22 protein-coding genes are annotated in these 25,661 nt (G+C 47.8%); 11 read left to right on the top strand and 11 right to left on the bottom strand.

Annotated elements, in window-relative coordinates:
- Positions 1 to 106: 106 nt before the first annotated feature.
- Positions 107 to 553: a DMP19 family protein gene (locus KB186_RS12270; protein ID WP_173611682.1), complete on the top strand. Its 447-nt coding sequence runs from the start codon at positions 107 to 109 to the stop codon at positions 551 to 553.
- A gap of 38 nt (positions 554 to 591) precedes the next feature.
- Here the strand turns inward: KB186_RS12270 and KB186_RS12265 are convergent, their stop codons facing one another.
- The gene (locus tag KB186_RS12265) at positions 592 to 1,140 is read right to left on the bottom strand and encodes a hypothetical protein (protein WP_221868670.1); all 549 of its coding nucleotides are present in this window, start codon (positions 1,138 to 1,140) and stop codon (positions 592 to 594) included.
- A gap of 361 nt (positions 1,141 to 1,501) precedes the next feature.
- Between KB186_RS12265 and KB186_RS12260 the strand changes: the two genes are divergently transcribed.
- The 7 genes from KB186_RS12260 to ptsP all read left to right on the top strand — a co-directional run bounded on the left by KB186_RS12260 (position 1,502) and on the right by ptsP (position 10,069).
- Positions 1,502 to 3,001, top strand: a complete 1,500-nt coding sequence (locus tag KB186_RS12260; RefSeq protein WP_173611684.1) for a malate:quinone oxidoreductase — start codon at positions 1,502 to 1,504, stop codon at positions 2,999 to 3,001.
- Between the two features lie 216 nt (positions 3,002 to 3,217).
- Positions 3,218 to 4,183: an ABC transporter substrate-binding protein gene (locus KB186_RS12255; protein WP_232773711.1), complete on the top strand. Its 966-nt coding sequence runs from the start codon at positions 3,218 to 3,220 to the stop codon at positions 4,181 to 4,183.
- A gap of 201 nt (positions 4,184 to 4,384) precedes the next feature.
- Entirely contained in the window at positions 4,385 to 5,140 is a 756-nt protein-coding gene (locus KB186_RS12250) for a DeoR/GlpR family DNA-binding transcription regulator (RefSeq protein ID WP_142497324.1), read from the top strand.
- Positions 5,137 to 6,048 (top strand): 1-phosphofructokinase, encoded by a 912-nt coding sequence (pfkB, locus tag KB186_RS12245; RefSeq protein ID WP_232773710.1) that lies wholly within the window; start codon positions 5,137 to 5,139, stop codon positions 6,046 to 6,048. The genes KB186_RS12250 and pfkB overlap by 4 nt, the downstream gene beginning before the upstream one ends.
- 16 nt (positions 6,049 to 6,064) lie before the next feature.
- Positions 6,065 to 8,005, top strand: coding sequence for a PTS fructose transporter subunit IIABC (locus KB186_RS12240; protein WP_232773709.1), 1,941 nt, complete (start codon positions 6,065 to 6,067; stop codon positions 8,003 to 8,005).
- Between the two features lie 16 nt (positions 8,006 to 8,021).
- Complete coding sequence (locus KB186_RS12235; RefSeq protein ID WP_173611688.1) at positions 8,022 to 8,282, top strand: HPr family phosphocarrier protein; 261 nt, start codon at positions 8,022 to 8,024, stop codon at positions 8,280 to 8,282.
- Positions 8,283 to 8,341: 59 nt separating this feature from the next.
- Positions 8,342 to 10,069 (top strand): phosphoenolpyruvate--protein phosphotransferase, encoded by a 1,728-nt coding sequence (gene ptsP, locus KB186_RS12230; RefSeq protein WP_232773708.1) that lies wholly within the window; start codon positions 8,342 to 8,344, stop codon positions 10,067 to 10,069.
- Positions 10,070 to 10,156: 87 nt separating this feature from the next.
- Here the strand turns inward: ptsP and KB186_RS12225 are convergent, their stop codons facing one another.
- Positions 10,157 to 13,270, bottom strand: a complete 3,114-nt coding sequence (locus KB186_RS12225) for a S8 family serine peptidase (protein ID WP_304502617.1) — start codon at positions 13,268 to 13,270, stop codon at positions 10,157 to 10,159.
- A 231-nt stretch (positions 13,271 to 13,501) separates the two neighbouring features.
- On the opposite strand from KB186_RS12225, the gene KB186_RS12215 reads away from it, so the two are divergent.
- Together KB186_RS12215 and KB186_RS12210 are read left to right on the top strand one after the other, a co-directional pair.
- The gene (locus KB186_RS12215) at positions 13,502 to 14,590 is read left to right on the top strand and encodes an ankyrin repeat domain-containing protein (RefSeq protein ID WP_232773707.1); all 1,089 of its coding nucleotides are present in this window, start codon (positions 13,502 to 13,504) and stop codon (positions 14,588 to 14,590) included.
- 387 nt (positions 14,591 to 14,977) lie between these two features.
- Complete coding sequence (locus KB186_RS12210; RefSeq protein ID WP_232773706.1) at positions 14,978 to 16,453, top strand: RtcB family protein; 1,476 nt, start codon at positions 14,978 to 14,980, stop codon at positions 16,451 to 16,453.
- Between the two features lie 198 nt (positions 16,454 to 16,651).
- On the opposite strand, the gene KB186_RS12205 is transcribed toward KB186_RS12210, so the two are convergent.
- The 3 genes from KB186_RS12205 to KB186_RS12195 form a co-directional block, all read right to left on the bottom strand.
- Positions 16,652 to 17,539 carry a TIGR01777 family oxidoreductase gene (locus KB186_RS12205; protein ID WP_173611693.1) on the bottom strand — a complete coding sequence of 296 codons (888 nt, stop codon included), beginning with the start codon at positions 17,537 to 17,539 and terminating at the stop codon, positions 16,652 to 16,654.
- Between the two features lie 85 nt (positions 17,540 to 17,624).
- Positions 17,625 to 18,263: a GNAT family N-acetyltransferase gene (locus tag KB186_RS12200; protein WP_232773705.1), complete on the bottom strand. Its 639-nt coding sequence runs from the start codon at positions 18,261 to 18,263 to the stop codon at positions 17,625 to 17,627.
- Entirely contained in the window at positions 18,260 to 18,829 is a 570-nt protein-coding gene (locus KB186_RS12195; RefSeq protein ID WP_232773704.1) for a hypothetical protein, read from the bottom strand. The genes KB186_RS12200 and KB186_RS12195 overlap by 4 nt, the downstream gene beginning before the upstream one ends.
- 156 nt (positions 18,830 to 18,985) lie before the next feature.
- On the opposite strand from KB186_RS12195, the gene KB186_RS12190 reads away from it, so the two are divergent.
- Positions 18,986 to 19,582 carry a TetR/AcrR family transcriptional regulator gene (locus KB186_RS12190; protein ID WP_173611696.1) on the top strand — a complete coding sequence of 199 codons (597 nt, stop codon included), beginning with the start codon at positions 18,986 to 18,988 and terminating at the stop codon, positions 19,580 to 19,582.
- A 52-nt stretch (positions 19,583 to 19,634) separates the two neighbouring features.
- On the opposite strand, the gene KB186_RS12185 is transcribed toward KB186_RS12190, so the two are convergent.
- The 6 genes from KB186_RS12185 to KB186_RS12160 all read right to left on the bottom strand — a co-directional run bounded on the left by KB186_RS12185 (position 19,635) and on the right by KB186_RS12160 (position 25,288).
- Entirely contained in the window at positions 19,635 to 20,264 is a 630-nt protein-coding gene (locus KB186_RS12185; RefSeq protein ID WP_221868679.1) for a DUF1266 domain-containing protein, read from the bottom strand.
- Between the two features lie 24 nt (positions 20,265 to 20,288).
- Positions 20,289 to 22,175: a tetratricopeptide repeat protein gene (locus KB186_RS12180; RefSeq protein WP_232773703.1), complete on the bottom strand. Its 1,887-nt coding sequence runs from the start codon at positions 22,173 to 22,175 to the stop codon at positions 20,289 to 20,291.
- Positions 22,176 to 22,419: 244 nt separating this feature from the next.
- Positions 22,420 to 23,478 (bottom strand): LLM class flavin-dependent oxidoreductase, encoded by a 1,059-nt coding sequence (locus KB186_RS12175; protein WP_232773702.1) that lies wholly within the window; start codon positions 23,476 to 23,478, stop codon positions 22,420 to 22,422.
- 21 nt (positions 23,479 to 23,499) lie between these two features.
- The gene (locus tag KB186_RS12170; protein WP_232773701.1) at positions 23,500 to 24,441 is read right to left on the bottom strand and encodes a ring-cleaving dioxygenase; all 942 of its coding nucleotides are present in this window, start codon (positions 24,439 to 24,441) and stop codon (positions 23,500 to 23,502) included.
- A gap of 52 nt (positions 24,442 to 24,493) precedes the next feature.
- Entirely contained in the window at positions 24,494 to 24,937 is a 444-nt protein-coding gene (locus KB186_RS12165) for a MarR family winged helix-turn-helix transcriptional regulator (RefSeq protein ID WP_173611701.1), read from the bottom strand.
- A 156-nt stretch (positions 24,938 to 25,093) separates the two neighbouring features.
- Positions 25,094 to 25,288: a LysR substrate-binding domain-containing protein gene (locus tag KB186_RS12160; RefSeq protein WP_232773700.1), complete on the bottom strand. Its 195-nt coding sequence runs from the start codon at positions 25,286 to 25,288 to the stop codon at positions 25,094 to 25,096.
- Between the last annotated feature and the right edge of the window lie 373 nt (positions 25,289 to 25,661).

Below are 25,661 nucleotides of genomic sequence, written 5' to 3'. Positions count from 1 at the left end.
TACCACCATCTACCAAATCATTATGTATTCATATAAGATTAATTTATTTCGTGTGATTTGTGCACATCTAATCTTGAAGGGATTAAACATTTAGGGGGCGTACATTTTGAGCAAGTTGGATATCCATGACGTATGGTTCGATTTTGCCGCTGCCTTTGTGCAGAAAAAGAATGCTTCGGGTTGGAACACACTGACCTCACAGGAACAAGAGATTGCCGCCTTATGGCTACTAGAAGCTGATGTATATAACGGCGGGTTTTTGCAGTTTTTTTGCAACTGGGGAGAAGAGGCATATATCTACGCGGTACGGGCCTTACAAGCTATCGGGGCAGTCCATGCACTCGAAATCGTCCAGTCGGGATATGCCTGCATCGAGCATCTATCGGAGGACAACCGCCTCACCCAACTCTGGGATATTCCACGGTTCCTTACAGAGGAAGAGGAAGAACGGCTGGATCAGCTTGATCAGAGCTTCTGGGAAGACCAGGATCGCATTGCAGAGGTTGCCCATCGATATTATGTACAGCAGCTAGGAATACCCACCCCATCATAAGGTGACGGGGGTGGGTACTATCAAAGAGACTCCGATACCTATTCGACAGTACTAACATCCTTTGACTGGAGCATAAGCAGCAGCTCTTGAATAGCGGGAGCGAGCTTATCATTCCCTTTCATAATCGCGGTAAAAACGGGAATGGCTTCTTTTAGCAGCAAATAACTGAAGGAATAATAGCTGAAAAAGGCTTCCTGCTCATAACCCCGCGGCTCCTCTTCTTCCCACCATAATTCATCGTCTTCCTCGTCCTCTGGCCACAAGTACTTTTCGTCCAATAGCTCGTTCATGGTCTCAACCGCATTTTGCGAATCCATTTCGTCCACGTTTATAGCAGAAGCTACAGCCAAGTACAACTGAATTTCCTGCGAAGAAACCTGCTCTGGTTGCTGTTTGGCAAGCTCCTGCAAGAGTATTAGCAGCACCCACGGCGTCGTCTGCCACAAGGTGCTTTGGTGCTCGATTAGATTGGCCAACTCCTCATATTGCCCGGTCTCTATAAGCCGAGGAATGTCCGTACCTCTGCCATAGGCTGTCGTCAAACGCGGCCACGGAATGTTGTCTGTTAGGTGGGTCAAAGAGTTCATCTCCAGCTCTCCTTAGATATGAGATTAAGGCATCTGTTTTGCCATGTTTTACCATTGGTAACGGGAAATTTATATGGTAAGCTCCTCACTGGTAAGAACAAACCAAATTCTAACTCCCTGCAAGAAACTGAGGCAAGACCATGATTTTTACGGGTTTATCAGGCACTGTTTGCGGAATCCTCCCTTTTTTACCAACATTAAATAGTTATTAATCCTCTAATTATAATAGATAATTGAATCAATAAATAATTTCTATGATATAGTTATAGTTGTGAAAGGTAAGATGTTTTCGTAGCGTCTTGCAACGGGGCAAGGAGCTACTACTTCTTTTTTACAAAAACAGTAGATAAGGAAGGGTATTATGAGCTCCATACAGCAAAAAACAGACGTTATTTTGATTGGTGCAGGTGTCATGAGCGCAACTCTGGGAGCATTACTGAAAGAATTGGCACCGGAGTTGGAAATCAAAGTTTTTGAGAAACTCGCAAAAGCAGGCGAAGAAAGCTCGAACGAATGGAATAATGCGGGTACTGGCCACGCGGCACTCTGTGAGCTGAACTATACATCCGAGAAAGCTGACGGGTCTATAGATATTAGCAAAGCCATTAAAATCAATGAACATTTTCAGCTGTCCAGACAATTCTGGGCTTACCTAGTAAAAAACAATCTCATCCAAAATCCGCAAGACTTTATTATGCCAATACCTCATATGAGTATGGTGCAAGGCGAAAAGAATGTAAGCTTTTTGAAAAAGCGTTTTGAAGCGCTGGCAAACAATCCTCTCTTTCAAGGGATGGAATACTCCGATGACCCTGAAAAACTGAAGGAATGGATTCCGCTCATCATGGAAGGCCGCGCATCGAATGAACCAATAGCTGCAACCAAAATCGACTCTGGTACGGATGTCAATTTTGGTGCTTTGACACGTATGTTGTTTGAATACTTGAAGACGAAAGACGTCTCGATTAACTACAACCATGCTGTTGAGGATATCAAACGTACGAGCGACGGCATGTGGAAATTGAAAGTGTACAATATGGGCACTGGTAACATCGAAGAGCATATTGCCAAATTCGTCTTTATCGGCGGTGGCGGCGGAAGCTTGCACCTGCTCCAAAAAACCGGTATTCCAGAGTCCAAGCATATCGGCGGTTTCCCGGTAAGCGGATTGTTTATGGTTTGTAAAAATCAGGAAGTGGTAGAGCAGCACCATGCAAAAGTGTACGGTAAAGCAAAGGTCGGCGCTCCTCCAATGTCGGTACCGCATCTGGATACCAGATACATCGACAACAAAAAATCCTTGCTGTTTGGACCTTTTGCGGGATTCTCGCCAAAGTTCTTAAAAACAGGTTCCAATATGGATTTGATCACTTCCGTAAAGCCGAACAACGTTATGACGATGTTGGCGGCAGGCGTAAAAGAAATGGCATTGACCAAATACCTGATCGAGCAAGTAATGTTATCGCATGAAAAGCGCATGGAAGAACTACGAGAGTTCATTCCAAATGCGAAAAGCGAGGATTGGGATATCGTGGTAGCGGGCCAACGCGTGCAAGTTATCAAGGATACACCAGCGGGTAAAGGTACTCTTCAATTTGGTACAGAAGTGGTTAGTGCCGCTGATGGCTCCGTAGCTGCATTGCTCGGCGCATCTCCAGGTGCTTCTACAGCTGTCCAGGTTATGCTTGAGGTATTAGAAAAATGCTTCCCGCAACGTATGGCAGAGTGGGAACCGAAAATCAAAGAAATGATTCCTTCTTATGGCGTGTCACTCATGCAAAACCAAGAGCTTCTCCACGAGATTCAACGTTCGACAGACGAGGCGCTGGGTCTAAGCAAAAAGGAACTGGCTTATAGTTAATTAGTTAATAGCAATCTTACAGTGAACCTTCGATCCGTTTTTGGATTGGAGGTTCTTTTTTTCATAGGAGGCTAAAGGACAAAATTCAAGAGGAAAGCAGAGCAAGGATGAAAAGCTTGAAAAAATAAAAGGAAATAAATATACTATACTGTGCTACGATATAATGAAAATGATTATCATTACCAAAAAGAGAATGGGAATGGGAGACACTGATTTATGAAAAAGAATAGCACTAATTTGTTCGCAGCACTTTCTTTCATTCTGGCAAGCTGCTTGTTCCTCACCGGCTGCGGTGCTAGCCAGGAACAAATGTCTACTGCCGGTAACAATCAATCATCTGCACAGCGGGTCATTGAACACTATTCCGGAAAAACGACGATAAAAGGGGAGCCAAAGAAAATTGCAGTGCTTGATTATCGGCTGGCTGACTCTCTTTACGCTCTTGGCATCAAGCCCTATGCCATGGCATCCTACCAGGGAGAAACGAACTTGGAATACATGGAGGGGAACCCGTTTGAAGGCGTGAAAAATCTGGGAGATGACCCGAATCTGGAAGCCATTCTGGAGGCAGAACCTGATTTGATCATAGGCAGGGAAGTCCATGCTAAAATTTATGACGAAGCATCAAAAATAGCTCCCACAATCATTTTACCAGACCAGGATGATTGGCGACTTGCTTTCCGTGAATTAGCGAGCATACTTGGCAAGGAAAAGGAAGCTGACACATGGTTGGCACGTTATGATCAAAAAGCCGAGGAAGCCAAGAAAAAGCTGGCGAAAAAAGTTGGCAAAGATGAAACTGTGCTCTACATGCGGGTCATGGCAAAAGAATATCGGGTTTACGGACCGAATCAACTGTTTGGCGCGACGCTTGCCCGCGATTTGGGATTGAAGCCGTTGCCGCAAGTGGAAGCTATGAAAAAGTTTGAAGTTATTTCTATGGAAAAATTGCCGGAGCTGAATCCAGATCATATTTTCATTCAGGTCGGAAATTCAGCCAAAGGTCCAGACAAAGAATCCGATAAGAGATTCCAAGAGTTGACTAACAGCGAATTATGGAAGCAGTTAAAAGCAGTCAAAAACAATCATGTATATGTCGTTCCTCACTGGATCATCAGTGATTTCCCCCACATCAAGGAGAAATCGATAGAGCTTGTCCTTGAAAAAATGAAAGCAGAGTAAGTCAGGACCGCGTTCATTCGGCAAGCTAAGTTTATGCATAGATTCATATGGAAGCCACTCCGATGATTTGGGGTGGCTTTGTCTGTTATCCGAAGGAGTGAACGATCCCTGACTGATTGTGACTATTAATGATTGTTTTTGATTGAATTTGGATGTATAATCAAAATCAATCCTGGTGCAACTAGGAGAAGGGAGGATACGATGCTAACCCCTGAACGTCATCAACTGATAGTAGCTTTAGTGAAAGAAAAAGATATTGTGCGCATTCATGAGCTTGTGGAAGCAACTGGGGCATCGGAATCGACGATCCGGCGAGATTTAAGCGAATTGGAAGAACAGCGCTTGCTTAAACGCGTGCACGGCGGGGCGTCTGTGCTGCAGAGCAAAATCGAAGAGCCGACGATTCTGGAAAAATCAGTCAAACATGAGCGGGAGAAACTGGCGATTGCCAAATATGCCGCCAGTTTGATAAAACCACACGACTCGATTTTCATCGATGCGGGAACTACGACGTATCAGATGCTGCCCTATTTACCTTACGAAAATATTATGGTCGTTACCAACGGGGTGGACATTGCCCTTCAGCTTATCAAACGAAACATTAGAACGATCCTGCTGGGCGGAGAATTGAAAGCGGCTACACTGTCGATGGTGGGGCGTGATGCGATCACTGCGCTCAGTCAATACCGATTCGACAAATGCTTTCTCGGAACCAACGGCATTGACCAGCATCACGGTCTGACCACACCTGACCCAGATGAGGCATACGTCAAGCAACTGGCCTTGCAGTTTTCTGACGAGCGATTTGTCTTGACCGACTCTGACAAGTTTTCCAGGGTCACCTTTGCCAAAGTGGGAGACCTGCAAGGCATCACGGTAATCACGGATGACGGTTTGAGCGAAGAGGAACAACAAGTTTACGGCAGACTATCAACTCTTAAAGTGGTGAAAGCATGATTTACACAGTAACCCTGAACCCATCGATTGACTACCACTTGTGGATCACTGCTCTGTCGCAAGGAACCATTCATCAGGCGCAAAAAGAGTGGAAGGTCGCTGGCGGAAAAGGCATAAATGTATCAAAGGTTCTCCGCATACTCGGGGAAAACAGCACGGCGCTGGGGTTTGTCGGTGGGTTTACGGGAGCGTTTATTCAACAGCAGATCGAGCAAGCCGACATCTCTCATGACTTGATCCAAATCGGACAGGATTCCAGAATCAATTTAAAAATAAAGGCGCAGACCGAAACGGATATCAGCGGAGTCTCGCCGGACATCCCGGAAAAAGCGCTCCAAAAGCTGATGCAACAGATCGACAGCTTGCAAAGCGGCGATTATCTGGTACTCGCGGGAAGCGTGCCGAAAAGCTTGCCGTCTGATATGTACCAGACGATCATGAAGCGGCTGTGTGGCAAGGGCGTACGTATCTTCCTCGATGCAAAGGGGAAAGCGCTTGAAACCGGTTTGTCGGAAGAGCCGTTTCTCATCAAGCCCAATCATCATGAGTTGGGGGAACTGTTTGGGGTGACGATTGCCACACCAGCAGAGGCGATCGACATGGCGCGTAAGTCTTTGCAAATGGGCGCACAGAACGTCATCGTGTCGATGGCTGGTCAGGGTGCTGTATTTGTCAATCGGCAAGCGGCCTATGTCGCCCAGATTCCGCAGCGCAAACCAGTCAATTCAATCGGTGCCGGAGACTCGATGGTTGCCGGTTTCCTTTATGGCTATAGGAAGGGAATGGATACGGAAGCGGCGTTTCGTTTTGCTGTCGCCGCTGGGAGCACGACTGCCCTGTCGGAAGGCTTCTGTACACATGAAAAGATAAAAGCATTTCTTCCGGAAATCACAATAACCGCCATTTGATAAAGGGGGTTCAACGATGAATAACGAGATTCGCATTGCCGATTTGCTAAAAGCTGAAACGATTCTTTTCCCTCTGTCTGCTTCCTCCAAGGAAGCGGTCTTAGATGAGTTGATTGAAAAATTGGACGAAGCTGGACGGCTCAACAGCAAGGAAGAAATGAAGCAGGCCATTCTCGCCCGCGAGGCACAAGGCTCCACAGGAATTGGAGAAGGAATCGCCATCCCGCATGCCAAGACAGCAGCGGTCAAAACTCCTAGCATTGCGTACGGTTTTTCCAAAGAGGGTATTGATTTTGACTCGTTGGATAACCAAAAAGCACATCTTTTCTTCATGATTGCGGCTACCGAGAACGCCAACCAGGCCCATCTCGAAACGTTGGCATTGCTTTCTCAGATGCTCATGGATGAAACATTTCGTCAGGAGCTGACGCGCGCAGAAACCAAGGAACAGGTTCTCGAGATTATCACGCGCAAAGAAAAAGAAATCCAGGGCGAAAATGAAAGCGTTGTAGAGAGCAAGGAGATAGAAGAGCAACAGGAAAGACAAGAGACCTCAAAGAAACAGCCGATAAAAGTAGTAGCGGTAACCGCTTGCCCGACCGGGATCGCCCATACGTACATGGCCGCCGATGCGCTGAAGAAAAAAGCAGCAGAGCTGGGGATTGCCATCAAGGTAGAGACGAACGGTTCCGGGGGTGTGAAAAACAAGCTTTCTTTGCAGGATATTGAGGAAGCGACAGCGGTGATTGTTGCTGCTGACAAGCAAGTGGAGATGGAACGCTTTGCTGGCAAGATCGTGATTGAAGTGCCGGTTGCGGAAGGGATACGCAATACCGAAGAACTGCTTCAGCGCGCAGTAGAGCAAAAGGGAAGCATCTACCGCGGAGGCGGGACCAGCTATCAGGATGATATCCAAGAAGCAAAGGCGGAGAAAAAAGCGAAGCAGCCTGCTTTTTACAAGCACCTGATGAACGGTGTGTCCAACATGCTTCCGTTTGTCGTGGGTGGCGGGATTATCATCGCGCTAAGCTTTATGTTTGGGATCAAGGCGTTTGATCCAAACGATCCGTCCTTCCATCCGCTGGCTAAAGTCCTGATGGATATCGGTGGAGGAACTGCGTTCAAGCTGATGATCCCGGTATTGGCCGGGTTTATCGCCAAGAGCATCGCTGACCGCCCGGGTTTTGCTCCCGGTATGGTAGGAGGCTTGTTGGCGGCTACTTCCGGCTCGGGGTTCCTCGGAGGAATCATCGCAGGGTTCCTGGCCGGATATATTGTGGTCGGATTGAAAAAAGCGTTGGCTGGACTACCCGAATCGTTAGAAGGTATCAAGCCGATGCTGTTGTATCCACTGCTTGGGATTTTGCTTACAGGCTTTGTCATGGTGTACGTAGTATCTGACCCGATCGCTGCCGCCAATACGGCGTTGGGTGACTGGTTGAAAAACATGGGCACTGGTAACGCCGTCATCCTTGGTGTGATTTTGGGTGCAATGATGGCCTTTGACATGGGGGGCCCTGTCAACAAAGCAGCATTTACGTTCGGGATTGCGATGATTGCTGATGGAAACTATACCCCTCACGCAGCCATTATGGCGGCAGGGATGACTCCACCGCTCGGAATCGCTTTGGCGACGACGTTGTTCAAGAAGAAATTTACCACGGAAGAGCGGCAGGCGGGTAAAACCGCTTACGTCCTGGGAGCATCCTTCATTACGGAGGGGGCGATCCCGTTTGCGGCGGCTGATCCGACACGCGTCATTCCTTCGCTCGTAGTTGGCTCTGCCGTAGCTGGCGGGTTATCGATGCTGTTTGGGTGCACATTGCCAGCCCCTCATGGCGGAATATTCGTTTTGCCGGTAATCGGCAACTGGCCGCTTTACCTTGTTTCCATTCTTGCCGGAACAATGGTTACGGCACTCATGCTAAAAGTTCTGAAAAAAGATGCGGTAGCGTAAAAGGAGCTGGAACCAGATGTTAACCAAAACTTTCACCATTCAAAATCCGACTGGACTGCACGCCCGTCCGGCAACGTTATTCGTACAAAAGGCTACTTCGTTTCCTTGTGAGGTAAACGTGATCAAGGGCACGAAAAAGATCAATGGCAAAAGCATCATGGGCTTGATGACATTGGGTGCGAAGATGGGGGAGCAAATCACCCTTGAAATCACTGGAGAACAGGCAGAGCAAGCAATGGAGGAGCTTGGCCAATTGCTTATGTCAGTTCACGGGTAACATGACAGGAAGCCCCCTCTGGACACCAGGGGGTGCGGCTTCGATAAGGAGCGATTGTAATGCTGCAAAAAGGGATCGCTGCAGCTCCCGGAATCGTGATTGGACGAGCTGTTGTACAAAAGGAAGAGATGGTTCGGTATGAACGACGCATTCTTGACCAAGATGAGGTGGCCGCAGAACTTGCGCGATTTCGGGAAAGTGTGAGAGCGGCAGATCTGGAGCTCGAGCAAGTCAAGAAGAAGGTCCGCCACGAGATGGGCGAAGAAGAAGCGAGAATCTTTGAAGCCCACCAGCTTTTTTTGCAGGACCCGGAGTTTATTGGTGCCATTGAGGAGAAGCTGGAACGCGAAAGAGTGAATGCGGAAGCAGCTCTGGAGGAGGTTCGTGACAGCTTTGTCGCCATTTTTGAAAGCATGGACGACGAGTATATGCGGGAGCGGGCGGCGGATTTGCGCGATGTCAGCCAGCGTCTGCTGAAGAATCTGCTCGGCATACACGATCAGTTACAAGCGGATTTCACTGAGCCGGTGGTGCTGGTTGTACATGATCTGACGCCATCTGATACGGCACAGTTGGACAGGGAAAAAGTAAAAGGATTTGCAACGAATATAGGCGGCCGCACGTCTCACTCCGCCATCATGGCACGCACCATGGAAATCCCGGCGGTGGTAGGCATGTCGGACATTACAGAGCAGCTGCAAACCGGGGATCTGGTCATCGTCGACGGCCTTGAGGGCGAGGTACACATTCGACCGGACGAAGCTGTCGTCGCAGCCTATGAAGCCAAGCAGCAGGCCTACTGGAAACAAAAAGAGGACTGGGCTCGTCTGGTTCATGAAGAAAGTGTTACCGCCGATGGGCACCGTGTGGAATTGGCAGCCAACATCGGGAATCCGCAGGACGCCGTGCAGGCCGATGAAAACGGCGCCGAGGGGATCGGACTGTTTCGTACTGAATTTCTCTATATGGGGCGGGAGCAGTTCCCCACGGAAGAAGAGCAGTTTGCGGCTTACAAAGCAGTAGCAGAAACCATGGGCAAGGATCGACCAGTTGTCATTCGAACATTGGACATCGGCGGGGACAAGGAGCTTTCCTACCTCGATCTGCCGAAAGAATTGAATCCGTTTCTAGGCTATCGAGCCATCCGGCTTTGCCTGGACCGCGTGGAACTGTTTAAGACGCAGTTACGCGCCTTGCTCCGGGCAAGTGTATACGGAAACATCAAGATCATGTATCCAATGATCGCCACTATAGCCGAGCTGCGTCGAGCGAACCAGATCCTGGACGAAGTAAAGGCAGAGCTGCGCAACCAAAGCATTTTGTTTAACGATCATTTGGAAGTAGGAATCATGATCGAGGTGCCAGCTGCCGCGATGATCGCAGACCAGCTCGCCAAGGAAGCCGATTTCTTCAGCATCGGGACCAATGATTTGATTCAGTATGTGATGGCAGCGGACAGGATGAACGAGCAGGTCGCCTACTTGTACGATCCGTACCATCCCGCCATTTTACGGCTGGTGAATCAGGTAATCAAGGCGGCCCATCAGGAAGGCAAATGGGTCGGCATGTGCGGAGAAATGGCCGGGGAGGAATTGGCGATCCCGATTCTGCTCGGGCTGGGACTGGATGAATTCAGCATGAGTGCCACTTCCGTTCTCCGGGCCCGCGATTTGCTGAGAAAGCTGGATTACAAGTCGCTACAGGAAACAGCTCAACACGTCCTCACCCTGGAGAGCGGCGAAGAGATCAGAGCCTTTATCAAAGAGGAAATTTTGAACAAGCTGTAATGGCCGGTATAGTTGGCAAAATGATAAGGCTCCGCCATGATGTGTGGCGGAGCCTTCATTCATCCATCTAAAAACGTTAAACCAACACTACTCTACTACCGCCTCTAATGTCACATCCACCTTCACAGTCCGCGTAACCGACTCATCTTCCTTGGAAGTAATCGTCACATACAGCGTAACGGTCTCTTCACCTTCGGCAGGCAGCTCCTTTAAAATCCCTTCATCGTCGATAAACGTCTCATCAGAGCTCTTCGTCACCTGATAAGTCACATCATCGCTTTCTTCCGGCAGGGAAAGCACTGGTTGATCGAGCTCTGTGGTGTTCGCAACCTCAAATTCAAATTGCTCCTCGGCTTCTTCCACTACCTTGGACAAGACTGCGTTTTTATCAGATGTCTTAATCATGAAGGATTTCCAAGCCTCGTATTCTTTTACAATCTGTTCACCCTTCGGCTTGTTTTGGTCAACGACTCGACCGACGAGCTTCAGCTTGTATTTGCCTGGATCAAGCTTTTTCGCTACTTGGGTACCATCGTAGTAAGTACCATCAAGATTAGAGAAGGTGATAGGGCCTGGCGCAATCAGCGCGTAATTGTTGAATACAGATGCGAGCGTACCGACGTATTTATCGTCCATGTCCCATGCCTCAACGGAGATCTGGTTCACGTCTTTGGCTTGCAGCTCGGCTTCGAGTGTGAACGAATCCTCATTGCCATCACCATCAGGCGTGATTGTCGTATCGGACAGCTTCAGGTTGTCGAAACCAAAGTTAGTATCCTCACGCTTGTCTCCCACGTGTACAGCAAACGGCAGGCGCAGGTCAGGGTTGCCTTTCGCTGTCAGCAGGACTTCTCCTTCATACACGCCGTCTTTTGCATCGGAGTCAACGGACAGGTTGAGCTCAAATGTGGTCTCAGCGCCTTTTTTAGCGGAGATGGAATCGTCGGAGATTTCCACATCGATGTCATCGACATCTGGCGTTTTGGAGCCTGGCTTGTACGGATCTGTCGTGACGGATGGATGCATGATCACTTTTGCATCGTAAGAAACTTCCTTTTTGGACAGGTTTTTCAGCTGGAGCGTTTTCGTGACGGTATTGCTGCCAGCCTTCAGCAAGCCAAAGGAAACGTTATCCGCATAGTACGGAATGGTTTTCGGCTCAAAATCTTCGCCCAAAATGGTGAGCTGCTCTACCGTTGTCAGAACAGCAGGTGTTTTCGATGCGGCGTAGCCGTTTACGCGGCCAGCACCTTGGGAGTATACATCGTACAGTGTGCCGTCTGGGCTATACAGCGGTTTGGAGGTGTTCGCGAGCGCTGCCTTGATATCGGCAGGTGTCCAGTCCGGATGTGCCTGTTTCAACAGCAGGGCAAGACCGGAAACGTGCGGAGCCGCCATGCTTGTACCGTTTAGACGGGCGTATGCCTTGTCGTACTTGGCGTCAGGGATCAGCTTACTCCAAGATGGATAGCTGGACAGAACAGCTACACCTGGCGCAGCCAGATTCGGCTTGATGCTGTAATCGTCGCCCATGATCGGGCCGCGTGAGCTAAATCCGGCGATGCGGTCGCCCGGATCATTTGTGCTTGGGTAGTTTCCTGAGAACGTAAACGTCAGTGTTTTCGCTTTTTCAGGGTCAGCCAGCAGCTCTTTTGCCAGTGTCCGGCCTTCCAGACCTTTCATGTCAAAGGTAGGGATCGCTTCGATTTGGTCACCCAGGATCGTGTTGACATAGCCCTCGCGATCACGGATATCCAGGTCAGCTACGCCATCCCCGTCGGCATCGTTACCGTTAAAGACCACGATAGCGACAGCGCCAGCTTTTCGGGCGTTTTCGATTTTTTCCGTGAAGCCGAGAGTACCACGGGAAACGAGCGCGACTTTGCCTTTTACATTTGCCTTTTCAAAATCGCTGCGCGAGCCAAGGTTGGCATAGACGACTGGCAGTGGTTTGGTTCCGATGATAGAGGCGAAGTTATCCTTTCTCACCTGCCACGCCATCACAGGGAATTCGTAATTGGCTCCAAAGGACGAGGTTGCGGAGCCGTCATATTGCACAGTAGGGGAGTCTACCGCTGCAACAGTGATCGGCAGCCTCGCGCCAGAAGGGGAGCCAGCCGTGTAGAAATGTCTGCCGCGCTCATCGTCGGCTGAATTTCCACCCGATACAACCGTAATCACACCAGACAGCACTGCGTTATTCACAGCGATGGCATCTGGGGAGTCAGAGTTCTTCTCCATAGCGGAGCCAAGCGACAGGTTAATGACATCCATGCCGTCTTTCACCGCTTTTTCGATACCGTCGATGACCTGAGCGGAGCTACCGCCTCCCCGGCCCAATACGCGGTAGACGTAGAGGTCTGCACCGTAGGCTACCCCTTTTACCTGCACGTCCGAGGTCTTGTTTTTGGCGCGTCCTACGATGGTACCGGAGACGTGAGTTCCATGGCTGGAGCCTTCATATCCTTTTCCATCGCGGTCATCCTCCACAGGGATTGGTGCTTCTTCATAAGGGTCTTTATCATTGTCGAAGGAGTCATATCCGCCTTTATAAGCATCCTTGAGATCAGGGTGCTTGTAATCGACACCGGTATCGATGACGCCGACCTTCAATCCTTTCCCTGTCAGACCTGCTTTCCACATATCGAGAACACCGATTTGTTGGAGAGGGGCCTGATCCCATTTGGTAGACGATGCTTTCTCGCTGACGGCATCAATTTCGGGAAGCTCATAATACGTATTTTGATAAATGCGTTTCACCTGTGGCAGTTCAGCCAGCTCTTCCAACTCGTCGGCTGACACCGTTACTTCCATCCCGTTGAATACATGCTCAAACTTGCGCTTTACCTTCAGTTTGACCTTGTTGTCTTTTGCCTCGTCGAGGAAGGAGGCCTGCTCGTCCTCTACTTTCGCTCGCAATGATCTAACGGAAGATTCTGAACCTTCACTATGTTTAGCTGTGATCGAAGGTTCACTTTGCAGCTCAATAATGATACTGACGTTTTTGCTGGAACTGGTGTTCAGCAGGGGGGAGATTTTCGAGATTTCGGAGCCAAGCTCTACTTCCGCGTTGGTATACTCGTTTACTTTTTCCCAATCCCGTTCGCTAAACTCCGCAGCTGCCAAGGCATTGTAAGGAAGGCCACTCAGTATGAGTGTTGCTGCAAGCGTAAGAGAAGCGAGAGTACGCATCTTCTTCATCAGACCACTCTCCTTAAAAAATATGTATAAGACGATTTGCATAAGTATTTCTCTTCTCGTAAAATTACTCCTTTTATTGGGAAAAAACTTTTTATCGAGCAGATTCGTCAAAAATAGACAAAGTTGACTGTATTTTCAATCGAATAAAAGGGAATCAAGTAAATATTTGTTGTTTCTTGCCATTTTATTTTCTATATTTTTCATAAGACATAGGGCAGGAGAGGGTAATGGATGATCAAGTTGAAAGATATCGGGAGTTTCGAAGAGCTGCGAGAAATCGCGATGCATATTTATCAAGGAAATGTCCCGGCTTTGCAAGATGCGATTTCGGCTGGCTGGGATATAGAAAAGGGCATTGTGCTTAGCAAATATACGACGCTAAGCCCATTGGATCTGGCGATTTTATCAGAGAAGCTAGAAGTTGTTAAGCTGCTGGTAGAGCATGGCGTTAATCTGAATGTCAAAAATAATCCAGCTTTTTTGATGGCCGTACGTTATGGCAAGGAAGAGCTCGTTCGTTATGTGGTAGCGCAAGGCGCCAAGCTGGATATGGTCAATCAGGTGCGCTCAAACGCTTATTCGGAGGCCTACTACGGCAACAAAAAGAACATCCCGCTCATTCAAGAGCTGGGACTGGATATAAGACTGCATGGCGGCGATGTATTGCGTAAAGCCGTGTCGGATCATGATCTTACGACCACGGCCTATTTTCTCGATCATGGAGTGGACATCAATTATAACAAACCGAATATGGTGTATCCGTACCAAGCGACCCCATTAACAGTTGCCACGCGCATGGGGAATGCCGCCATGGTCAAGTATTTGGTTGAACGTGGTGCGGACGTTATGGTAGCAGAAAGGGGTGGGGAGCGACCTTATACCATCGCGGTCAGCAATAAAGATACGGAGTTGGCTGCGTATTTGAAATCGCTGGAACCTGCCGAACTGCACGATGTGGAGAACAGAAAGTACGAGCTGCAAAAATTTAAACTGACCGAAGAACTGATTGGCTTCCTTACCGGAGAAGAGCTGCGTCTTGAGCTGGCAGAAAACGAGTATGACATCGCGTATATCGACTTTTTCACATTGACCGATACGATTGAAATGAAAATCGGTCGGCAAAAGCTGCTGCGCTTGTCTGCCGAAATCGACAACTACTCCCATCTTCATCTTGTGTGGAATCCGAAGAAAAAAGGAAGCATAGGCTGCTATGATGAGGAGCATAAGGAGTATGCGGACTTGTGTAGCTTTACGGAGTTCCTCGCGCAGCCGGAGGTGTACCTGATCAAGTTTATGGAAGGCGAATTAGATTCGATGTAAAAGGGAAAAATCACACGGGCCCTCGATCATTCGGGGGCTTGACAGTAAATTTTATCCAATGATAAGATCGTGAGCAAGAAACGAAAGGAGGAGGATTCCAACATGTTCGCATACGTAACCAAGCATGAAACAAAGCCATGTAGCGATAAAATCCAACTCCATAGGTATGCCTTTTACGCAATTGCGCTGTTTAAGGGTGAGCCAACTCCGTTTCCTATAGACTGCGGATAACGCCCTTGTGATAATCCAATAGCCCCAAGCGTAAAGGCTGCAATTCCATGCTGCATTTTTTCATCCAGGAAGGAAGAAATGAGCATGAAAGCGGCTTTTTTCTATTCATAAATAAAGAACGTATGTTCCTGTAAAACAATTAAAGGTGGTCTTCTTTTGAGCAACACACCGATTAAATATTTCATCAATCCGGAAGTAAAAGTAGAAAACAATGCGGTAGAGGAGCTTCATCGGCTTTTAGAGGTGAATGAAACAATTGCAACGCTGCAAAAGCATTCACCCGATTATTTTGACGATCCCGATTCCGGGGTTTTGGAAGTAGCCATTACTCCCGACTTTCACAAAGGAAGCGGCATTCCTGTAGGCACGACGTTGTTTACGCGTGGTTTTGTGCTGCCGCAAGCGATTGGCAACGATATTAACTGCGGGATGCGTCTGTATGTCACGGATTTGTCCGAGGAGCAGATTCGCACAAATCTGGATGCGATTGAGCGGAATGTGCGCCATGTTTTTTTTGAAGGGGGCCGCAATATTCCCATGACGCGGCATATGCGCGAAAAAATGTTCAAGGAAGGCCTGATCGGTGTACTGGACAGCCACAAGGAAGCGAATGGCGAGGGAATTTGGCGTTATTACAACGAAAAGCAGCAGGAGCTGGATTTGAACCATGTCAATAAAATGGGGTCCTTTATCGCGGAATCGACGATTGGCCTCGATGATTTTCTCGGCCCTGCCGAGCTTTCCCGGGATGCACAAATCGGCTCCCTTGGCGGTGGCAATCATTTTTTTGAGATTCAGGTGGTCAAAAAAGTGCACCAGGGCTCTATCGCCAGTCAGTGGGGGCTGAAGGAAGGGCAAGTCGTCCTCATGATTCATACTGGGTCTGTTTCCATTGGTTATAACAGCGGTGCATGGATCAAAGAAATGCTGAAAAAGATGTACCCGACTTCCTTGAAGCATCCGGATAACGGCATGTATCCGCTGCCACTTTCGGAGCGTTTCGAACCACAGTGGAAAATGTTTTGGAGTCTCCTGCACAATGCGGCGAACTTTGCATTTGCCAATCGATTGATGATGGGGCTGATGATGTACAAATCGATTTCCGATGTGTTGGGCGATTTTGAACACAAGCTGTTGTACGATGCGCCTCATAATTATTTGTGGGAGGAACAGCTCGAGCAGGTGGGTGGATTTTTGCATCGAAAAGGGTCGTGTACGGCAAAATCGGCCGAGCAAATGATGGGCACGCCGTTTCAGTATACGGGCGAACCTGTGTTTATCCCTGGTTCCATGGGCTCGCACAGCTTTATTTTGGCGGGGCTAGGCAATCGGAATAGCCTGTTTAGCGCAAGCCATGGAGCAGGTCGAGCGCTTTCTCGCGGCGATGCTGTGAAAGTGGACGATGACCGATTTCGCGAGTTTCTTGCCAACTTCCGCGTGATCAATCCGATTGACCCGAAGCGGGCGGATTTGCGTGGACGGAGCGATATTTTGAAGAAATGGGAAGAAGAGCTGAAAAAAGAGGCGCCGTATGCCTATAAAGATATTACTCCGGTGATTCAGTCGCATGTGGATCATGGGATGGCTGAGATTGTGGCTGAGGTGGCGCCGATTGCTACGGTGAAAGGCTAGATAAGAACCTCCGAGCATTCGGAGGCTTTTCTTCTTGTTAGGAATAAAAAAGAGACCGTTCAGAATTAAACGGTCTCTCCTAGTTCTTCACCACGAAGACATGCGTTTGCCCCATTTTGGCTACAAGATGTAGCTCGTCGATAAAGGTAACGCTCCTATTTTTTGCCTCGAGAACATAGTTCCTAGAAGGCTTGTCGGTCATTTCAAGATATCCTGCAACGTCTTATCGATATGGGCAAAACGAAACTGGTACCCTTCACGCTCCAGCCTTTCCGGAATGACCCAGCGGCTTTTCAGCACCAGCTCTGTTTCCGTCCCGATCATCATGGCCCCCATTTCCAGCATCCATTTGGGAGAAGGCAGCCCGAAGCTCCGATTCATCACGCTGCGAAAATGCTGCATGAATTCACGGTTTGTGACGGGATGAGGAGAAGAACAATTGAATACGCCGCTTAGGTCCGTTCGCTCTTTCAAAAAGAGAATGATCTGGAAGATATCTTCAACATGAATCCAGCTAAAACGCTGGTTCCCAGACCCTTGTACACCCCCGAGTCCAAAGCGAACGAGATTTTTGTATGGATCGATAACCCCGCCGTTTTCCCCCAGCACGATCGCCATACGTAAGGCTACTTGTCTCGTATGCGGCAAATCAAAGGAAAAGAAGGCAGCTTCCCATTGCTTGGCGACATCAACGGAAAAGCCTGTCCCAATCTCCCCGCTCTCTTCCGTCATGGGACGATCCTCCGCATGCCTATAAATGGTGGCTGTGCTGGAATTGAGCCAGAGCGAAGGCGGGTTTTTACAAGCCAAAACAGCATTGCCAAGTATGTGAGTGGTCTCTGTCCGGGATTTCAGGATTTCAGCCTTGTTCTTCTCATGATAACGACAGTTGACGGATTTGCCCGCCAGGTTGATGAGCAGCTCGGAATCTTCCAAAGCTTCCACGATTTTTGCGTGATTGTCCCATGTTATATGAGGGGAAGTTCTTGCGATGATCAAGACTTCGTAGCCAAGTTGATTGAATTTGTCTGCCAGATACTTGCCGATAAAGCCAGTGCCGCCGGCCAGGATCACTTTCTTTTTCATAAGCTCAACTCGCTTCCATCGATGTACATATTTCTTACAATAATTGTAACATAATGCGAAGTGGCGGCAGCATGTATCCGTCATTCTATCGATTTTTTTGATAGACCATACAATACACAGGGACATCATCGATTTTGGTTTGTTCTTGTAACGTAAATCCGAGCTTTTGATACAAACCCACATTCTCTTCCTTTTCCGTATCTAGCGCGACTCCCTGCGATTCGTGGTCAGCCTTTATTGTTTGAAACAGGTGTTGCATTAGGGTTTTGCCGACTCCCTTGCCCTGAGCCTCTGGTTTTACGCCAATCATAATGAGGTAGTGATGCTTCCAGGGAGGAGCGGCAGAACGTGTGATGCGCATATAGGAATTAAGGAGTATCAGCGTTTTTCCAGAAAGTTGAAATACTAACGGGATCAATCTACCGATTAACAGGAATCCCCCTTTTATATTCGAATGCTTGTTTGTTTGTGGCTTCTCGACGACGTAAGTGCCGAGCAAGCTATCTTCGTCAAAAATGCCCCACACTTCCTCGTGAAATAGAAAGCTCTTATCAAACAGAAAAGACAGAAAAGCTGTGATGCTTTTTCTTGCTGTATGATCGAGCTCTGAATCCCCAAATACATGCAGAAAGAAAGGATCACGCGAAAATGCCCTGCTCATGAGTGATACGAATGCGGGTTTATCTGACTTTGTGAGTTTGGATATGCGGTAGGAAGTCTTCATTTTTCTGTACCTGTGTCGTCGATTACTTTCCCATAATGATTGACAGCAAAGCTAAATAACACTTTTACCATAAAGAATAAGCAGGTGATCAACAGAAACGGATGCATGCCCGGCAGCAATGGTATCCAGCCAAGACCAACAGACAGGAGAATGCCTGCGACAAACAGCTGCGAACGATGCCTAAAAAGTGCATTCACAACAAAAGCTCCTACAATCGTATAAGCCCATACCCCTATGGAATACGCGAGGTTTTGCTGTAAGAGAAGGGCAACCAGGATGATATGGACGTGAATGGCGATGAAGACGAGGCGATTTTTTTTACGTGCGGCATAAAAATTGCTGGTTGAGATCGTAAAATTCGCTAGGCAGCCAGAAAATATATCGAATACAAGCAACAATGCAAGCGTGCTACGCCAAATGGGCAAGCTCTTTGTGAGTTCAGGGAATCGCAAATAGAGAGCAGTGGTCAGGACTCCGCCGAACAGCAGGATGGCTGCGATCGAGCCAATGCTCTGCTTTTCACCGAAGACGTCATGCAAAAAAGATGGAATCCGTATTTGTTTCATGATAAATTCACTCCTATCCCTTAAAATATGTAGTAAATATACTCATTTACTACAAAATCATTATAACTATCGAAGTCAGTTCATTTCAATCGTTTTGTAGTGAATTCGTTGAATTGCTCTAAATCCTGAGCTACACTACAAAAAGAGGTGGAGAAGATGAACGGATTCGAACGACGAAAACAGAACAAAATCGATCAAATATACAGCGCCGCTTTTCAATTGTTCTCTAAGCATGGCTTTCAAAAAGTCAGCGTAAATGAAATTGCGCAGAACGCGAAGGTTTCTCCGGCGACCATTTATAACTACTTTGGGACAAAAGAACAGCTCTACGCGGACATGCTAATGAATTGGATGGACAAGCAGTTAGAGCAGTACGAGAGAATTCTCGATTCGGGGAGTTCTTTTCCTGAAAAGACAAAGGACATCATGCTGTTGGAAGCCAAGAATTTGCATACCCTCACGGACGAGCTTCAGAACGCCCCCTTTTCTGAACTCAGTGGTTTGCTGCAACGAATCGAAAGCGAATACGAGCAAAAAATCAGGCATTTTTTTACGAGGTTTGTCGCGCTAGGGAAGCAGGAAGGTTATATTCAGCGTGATTTGACAGAAGAAATGATGATGATGTACTTCACGATGTACAAAAATGAGCTGGGACGCCATTGGGAAGCGTCGAATCGTGATCGAGTAACGCTGAGTATGGAGCAATGGGTGGATATGTTTTTCTTTGGTTTGGTTGGACAGAAGCAGAAGTAGGACGAAAGTAAAAAAGCTCTTACCCAAAAATTGGGGAGAGCTTCTTCTTTCATCAGAGATCGTAAAAGTCTGTATGCCAATCCGTTTTTACAATTGTGCTGTGCTTAGAAACAAAGTGGCGGGTAAATTCCCACTCATATTCGCGCAGGTAATCCAGCGATGTCTGTGCAGTCATAAATTGATAGCCGGCGATATATCCCGTAAAAAACTCGCCCCAATTGTTATAGGCTTGTTGTGTTTGTCGGACTGCTTGTAGCTGAAACTGTCTCGCTTCTTCTTTGCTGATATAGCCGTAGTCCCCTTTCCCACGACTTAAAAAGGAAGCCCAGGTATAATCATAGGCGGCGATCCCTTCCGCCGGGAGCCTACGCATATAGAATTGAACAACCTTCGCCTTGGCGATGCGTTCCTGATCTGATTCCAAGGAGTCGATATATTCCTTTCGCCCTGACTCCGACAAGGCAGTCATGAAATGGTGGAGCCGGGCAAACTCTTTGCGCTCCCCTTCTTGCAGCATCCACGTTAATCTAGCTCTCTGGCTTGCTGCGTCCTTCATGCCCCATTTGGTGTAGTTATCCTTTACATCGATTAAACGAGTGCCTGATCCAATTGTAATGGCTGCATGCATGCTGTAAGTAAATAAAGTAAATTGCTTTTCCTTCTTACTGGTAAAGATGAACATGTGCGAAAGTTCACTCCTTGTTTTTCAGAATCGAGTGAGGAGGTATATCTTGTACAGGGAACGAAAGAAGACGCGATACAAAAGCAGAAGAATGATCCCATAGAAAACAGCGGAAAACGGTGGCCACGAGAGCTTATGCTGCTTCGCATCGATCAGATGATCTGTTACGAGATAGTTGGCATCGTATGTAGACGTAAGGCCTGGCTGCTGTAGAATCTCCTCTGCGTCATCCAGTACTTTTTTTGGCATTTCTTGTATGTTCCCCAGCTCGATCTCAAGCGTTTTGGTTTCATTCATCTTTACCGCTTGTTCTGCTGTAGCCAAGAGTATGACCGGTGCGCCGTCCAAGTGGCCAATGTACACCCAGGCTGAGGGGGCAATATTAGGGCCTTTTTTGGCGACCGACATGTACGATTCATACGTGATGGTGCTGTTTCCGTCTGCATCCGTTTGTTGATACTGAAAAATCCCGAGAGGATGGGCATCCGTTATCTTGGTAGTGATGAATTGGTTGGGCTCCATTCGGTCGAATTCGTATGCCGATGTGATGTGGATAGGTCCATTCACAACATGCTTAACGTAGGAGATGAGCCCCAATCCCGTATGATCCTCAAACGCCCATGAGAAAAGAGAATGGAAAAGCACGATGAGAGCAAGGATCACCGTTGTAAAGATTACTTGAAAACGAAGAGCTTGCTTCATTTGCGTGTGCAAGCCTTTTCGTTCTCCCAGCTCAGCAATCAGCGGTTGCAAGGCCAGCTCCCGATCTTTTGCTGGCAGAGTCTTCGCCTGCTTCACCATGTCTGCACGAAGCTGCGTGAGCATGATTAGCGCCTGATAATCTTCTGGATTAGCTGCCAATAACTGCTGAAAGGTGGCTTTGGCCAAAGCGGCGTCACCCAGCTCCAATTGACATTTTCCAAGCAGGCTGAGTGCTTCTGCGTGACTCGGGACCTGAGATAGAATGTATTCACATTCATTCCGAGCCTCGGTGAAGTGCTGATGATTGTACCAGATATAGGCCCGGGCCACGTAGTTGTCGATAGCGTCAGGCTGAAGGCTGATGATGCGGGAAAAAGCGTCAATCGCGCCATCCATGTCGCCGATGCGCTGGCAATACTCCCCCAGCAGTCGAAGCAAATCGGGATCATCGGCAAATAAAGCAATAGCCGCGTGGAGTGAACGGTCGGCCAGCTCCAATTGATTTTCTTTCAATGCTTGATAAGCTGCATCGCGATAAGACAAAAACAAATCACGATCGATATCGGTTGCTTGGAGCAAAGTGTCAAAACGCAATCCGGGCTCGTCTAGCTGTTTTCGATAATAAGTACAAAACTCTTCCGAGTGCTCGTCCATATAGTAAGGTTTTTCAATGAGTTCTCGCCAATGAAAGCATTCCTCCAGCTTCACCCACACGCTTTTTGGCAAATGATGATGCACTTCTAAAAAATCAAACAGGCGCTCACGTACGAGTCGGCTCTGTTGGATATCCCAAACCAGGTCAGAATGGAGCAGCCTCGTCCAGTTTTCGGGATTGATTCTGGAGGGAAAGTCGTCGTACAAAGCTTGTACCTGCTCTATAAAAGCGTCGATTGAGTCCACCTGATCATCACTGTCAAGTTGCTCGTGAACGTCGTCTATGTGCAACACGCGCTGAACAGTCAGCGTGGGAACCTCTTCGTCTACTTCCTCTTCCTCTGGTGTAGAAGGATCGACCGGAATTGGCTCCATCCGCAGTTTTCCCTGGCCCTGCTTTGCCATTTTAATAGCAAGATCGTATGCTTCTCGCAGTTGTTGGTAGCCCCCCGGATCATCTTCCGGGTGATGCAGCTTTAGCTTTTTCGCATAGGCTTTTTTAATCGTCGAAATATCTTCGGTAGGATCAATGTCCAGTATCCTCCAAATATTCACAAGTCGTCACGCCACCTTTTTATGTGTGATTCATCTGTTGTTTCATGATTATAATCCACTGAGGATAATTTTAACTATCATGGAAAAATAAAAAAGACGCAGACCTTCTTTCCTGGTGAGAAGAAGATCGGCGCCTTGGAAGCTTTCAATCAGCAGGCTGTGTCAACAACAGAGCTGCATTGTATTTGGTATCTTTAATTTGAGATAACTGTCATTGAAGACGACGATTTTCATAGGCTTTTTGTTACGATTTGGTTGTATGCTTTTTCACTTCAGGCAAGATTTTCGTTGCGATCAGTTCAATGTTTTTCGCAATTTTATCAAAAGGCACGCCGCCAAAATCGATTTGCGCCATGAACCGTTGTTGTCCGTACATTTCGTATTGGTAAAGCATTTTTTCGATGATGGCGTCAGGGCTGCCTACCATTAACGCATCACGATAATCGACAGACTGTGCAAACTGTTGCTTCGGATAGCCACCGCCACGCAATGCGATAAACCCACCATTTAGATGCGGATAGAACTCGCGAAGCGCATCCGAAGTTTTGTCGGCTGTATAAAACAAACTCGTTGTCGCTACCGGCAGAGTCGCTGTGTCAAAACCATTTTGCTTCGCAGCCTCCCGGTAAGCATCGACGGAACCTTTGAAGTTGATGGCTGGACCTCCGAGTGTGGTCAGCATCATAGGCACGCCAGCTTGGCCGGCTTTAATCGCGCTGGCAGGTGGCCCCCCTACTGCACGCCAGATGGGAAGACGTCCTTGTAAAGGCTGCGGCAGGATCGTAGCGTTTTGTAGCGGTGCACGGAACTGCCCTTCCCAGGTCACGCGATCCTCATTATTTAGCTTGAGAAGAAGGTCCATCTTCTCTTCAAACAATTCCTCATAGTCACGCACATCGTAGCCGAGGAGGCTATATGCTCCTACTCGGGAACCGCGTCCGGCAACAATTTCTGCCCGACCATTGGAGATCAGATCCAAGGTAGCGAAATCCTCGTACACGCGGACCGGATCAGAGGTGCTTAATACAGTGGCGGAGCTAGCGATTTTAATGTTTTTCGTAGCTTGTGCGATCGCTCCCAGAATGACGGTATGTGCTTGTGTCGTAAAATACGTCTGGTGGCTTTCGCCGACAGCGAATACATCAAGCCCTGCTTCATCTGCCAGCTTACTTGCCTCAATTAATTCCTTGATGCGCTGTTCAGGAGAAATCTTGGAGCCGGTGTGTGGATTCGGGACATGGTCGCCAATCGAATACAAACCGAATTCAAGCCCCTTTTTGGTATCGATACGATATTGCTCCATGTTGATTCACTCCTTTTACTTTTAGTCTATAGGTGTCAATTTCGCTTCAATTTCTGCACGGCGTTCTTCGAGGAATGGAGGTAAGTCCAAAGCTTTTCCGAGCTCCTCGACGGTGGAATCTACTGTGAAGCCAGGACCGTCTGTTGCGATTTCGAACAAAATGCCGTTTGACTCACGGAAATACAAGCTTTTGAAGTAGAATCGATCCACGATCCCTGTTGAGCGGAAACCGCGTTTTCGTACGGCGTCATCCCAGTATTGCAGCTCTTCATCGTTTTTCACGCGAATTGCCAAGTGATGAACACTTCCTCGACCCGGTTTTTCAGGGGCCCCCTCTTCTTGCTTGATAACAATTTCACCGAAAGATTTTCCTGGGACGGATTGATAAATGGCTTCTTGTTCCGAGCGTGATACTTCGGTATAACCGAATGTGTCTGTCAACAGATTGGCTAATTTGTCCAAGGAGCGGACGGTAATCTCGACCGTGCCGATACCCAAGATGCGATGCTTTTCTTCGATCACGGATTCGTCCCATGGAGCCCAATTGGATGGAACCCCTTCGCCGTTATTATTGATCAGGATCAGTCGCAGCCCTTCCGGGTCTTCAAAATGCAAGGCATCACGGCCTGCGTACTTGGTAATCTCGCCATGGTGAACATTCAGTTGCTCAAAACGTTTTTTCCAAAAGGTCAAGCTCTCCAGTGACGGAACGAGCAGTCCGATTCGAGTGATCGCGTTCGTGCCGCGTACGGTTTTTCCTACCATCGGCATTTCAAAAAACGACAACTCTGTTCCGGCGCTGCCTGTCAAATCTCCGTAAAACAGGTGATACATCGACGGGTCGTCCTGGTTGACGGTTTTTTTCACTCTGCGCAGTCCCAATACGTTTTGGTAAAAGTGATTATTCGTTGGAGCATGCTTGGTTAACATAGATACATGGTGATGGCCTGGAATGGTGTACATGGCAGTTTCCTCCTTGTTTAACTTGACTAATCAAGTGAGTGTGCAAAAAAAATTACACAGGTGGTAATTCTTTTTTTTGGCTATTCTTATGAACACGTGTCATCAAGGCGTAAAGTGTTTTTTGTTCTTCTTCACTTAGTACCTCATCGAAGAATGACGACTGAAACGCTAGTTGTTCAGGAAAGGCTTGTTCCAGAACAGCTTGCCCTTTTTCGGTAAGGCTGATCGTTTTTGTTTTCCAATCCTGCTTGCGTACAATGTAGCCCTCCTTTTCAAGTCTGACGAGCATCCGAGAAATACCACCCTGTGTAACGGTTACCTTCTCAGCTAACTCCGACTGGGTGAGAGGCTGGTAGACGCTAATTTGCATCAGGACATCGAATTGTGCTGTTGTTAAGTCGAAGCGTTTGAGAAACTCATTTGATAGCTGGTTGCTCTGGGTGGTAAACCGCATCAAGCGTAACCAGATTAATGAACCTATGGTGTTATTACGCATGTTAGTTTGCCTCCCTTCGCTGAGCTTATTATCACTTTACTACTCAAGTGATAAAAAAGCAAGCAATCTCGTTTGTCTGAAAAAAAGAGATAAAAAGTAGGCTGTTATCCAGGAAAGGATGACAGCCCTGTTTTCTAGCTGGAACGAAAGTGTAGACTAAACCGTCTTTTTCAACGTTTCAATCAATGTTTTCAGGTGAGGAAGATTCCGATTTTTCACCTGGTAGGCCAGATACAAATCGTTATGAACCGTGTAGGGCGGGTACATGATCTTTACTTTGTTTCTGGACAAATGGTCATCCAGCATGAACGTGGGCAACAGGCTGATGCCAGCGCCATGCTCGATTGCCATTCAGCACACTGTGCAAATCCGGTACGACGTGTGTCGGATGCGTTTGTGAGCGTTTTTGGAAATGCTCGCGCCAAAAACGGCGGATGATCGGCAAATCCAAATCATAGCTGATCCATGGCTGGGAGCATAACTGCGCTTCATCATGACCAGTAGGCTCATAACCGGGGCTGATCCACGGGCTACTGAATGAGCGAACTGCATTTCTTCCGATGTGGGTGTATATATTTCATGGAGTTCTTTTGAAGTAGGGTTTCTTTTAAATCGCGGGTAGGCAGTACGTTCAATAGATGCCATGTGTTCCTCTCCTCATATGATCTATCTGATTTTCATATTCCTTTACACGTCGATAAAAGGTATTGGATTTTAGGTTAAG

Origin of the sequence: Brevibacillus sp. AF8 (assembly GCF_021270385.1) — a bacterium.
In the GTDB taxonomy this organism is placed as follows: Bacteria; Bacillota; Bacilli; order Brevibacillales; family Brevibacillaceae; genus Brevibacillus.
Note: the sequence above shows the minus strand (reverse complement) of the source record. Positions and strands in the feature narration are given on the sequence as shown.

Coding starts and splice junctions, on each gene's coding strand:
- KB186_RS12265 (WP_221868670.1), bottom strand. CDS start 1,140: ATGAACTCTTTGACCCACCTAACAGACAACATTCCGTGGCCGCGTTTG.
- KB186_RS12260 (WP_173611684.1), top strand. CDS start 1,502: ATGAGCTCCATACAGCAAAAAACAGACGTTATTTTGATTGGTGCAGGT.
- KB186_RS12255 (WP_232773711.1), top strand. CDS start 3,218: ATGAAAAAGAATAGCACTAATTTGTTCGCAGCACTTTCTTTCATTCTG.
- KB186_RS12250 (WP_142497324.1), top strand. CDS start 4,385: ATGCTAACCCCTGAACGTCATCAACTGATAGTAGCTTTAGTGAAAGAA.
- pfkB (WP_232773710.1), top strand. CDS start 5,137: ATGATTTACACAGTAACCCTGAACCCATCGATTGACTACCACTTGTGG.
- KB186_RS12240 (WP_232773709.1), top strand. CDS start 6,065: ATGAATAACGAGATTCGCATTGCCGATTTGCTAAAAGCTGAAACGATT.
- KB186_RS12235 (WP_173611688.1), top strand. CDS start 8,022: ATGTTAACCAAAACTTTCACCATTCAAAATCCGACTGGACTGCACGCC.
- ptsP (WP_232773708.1), top strand. CDS start 8,342: ATGCTGCAAAAAGGGATCGCTGCAGCTCCCGGAATCGTGATTGGACGA.
- KB186_RS12225 (WP_304502617.1), bottom strand. CDS start 13,270: ATGAAGAAGATGCGTACTCTCGCTTCTCTTACGCTTGCAGCAACACTC.
- KB186_RS12215 (WP_232773707.1), top strand. CDS start 13,502: ATGATCAAGTTGAAAGATATCGGGAGTTTCGAAGAGCTGCGAGAAATC.
- KB186_RS12205 (WP_173611693.1), bottom strand. CDS start 17,539: ATGAAAAAGAAAGTGATCCTGGCCGGCGGCACTGGCTTTATCGGCAAG.
- KB186_RS12200 (WP_232773705.1), bottom strand. CDS start 18,263: ATGAAGACTTCCTACCGCATATCCAAACTCACAAAGTCAGATAAACCC.
- KB186_RS12195 (WP_232773704.1), bottom strand. CDS start 18,829: ATGAAACAAATACGGATTCCATCTTTTTTGCATGACGTCTTCGGTGAA.
- KB186_RS12190 (WP_173611696.1), top strand. CDS start 18,986: ATGAACGGATTCGAACGACGAAAACAGAACAAAATCGATCAAATATAC.
- KB186_RS12185 (WP_221868679.1), bottom strand. CDS start 20,264: ATGTTCATCTTTACCAGTAAGAAGGAAAAGCAATTTACTTTATTTACT.
- KB186_RS12175 (WP_232773702.1), bottom strand. CDS start 23,478: ATGGAGCAATATCGTATCGATACCAAAAAGGGGCTTGAATTCGGTTTG.
- KB186_RS12170 (WP_232773701.1), bottom strand. CDS start 24,441: ATGTACACCATTCCAGGCCATCACCATGTATCTATGTTAACCAAGCAT.
- KB186_RS12165 (WP_173611701.1), bottom strand. CDS start 24,937: ATGCGTAATAACACCATAGGTTCATTAATCTGGTTACGCTTGATGCGG.
- KB186_RS12160 (WP_232773700.1), bottom strand. CDS start 25,288: ATGGCAATCGAGCATGGCGCTGGCATCAGCCTGTTGCCCACGTTCATG.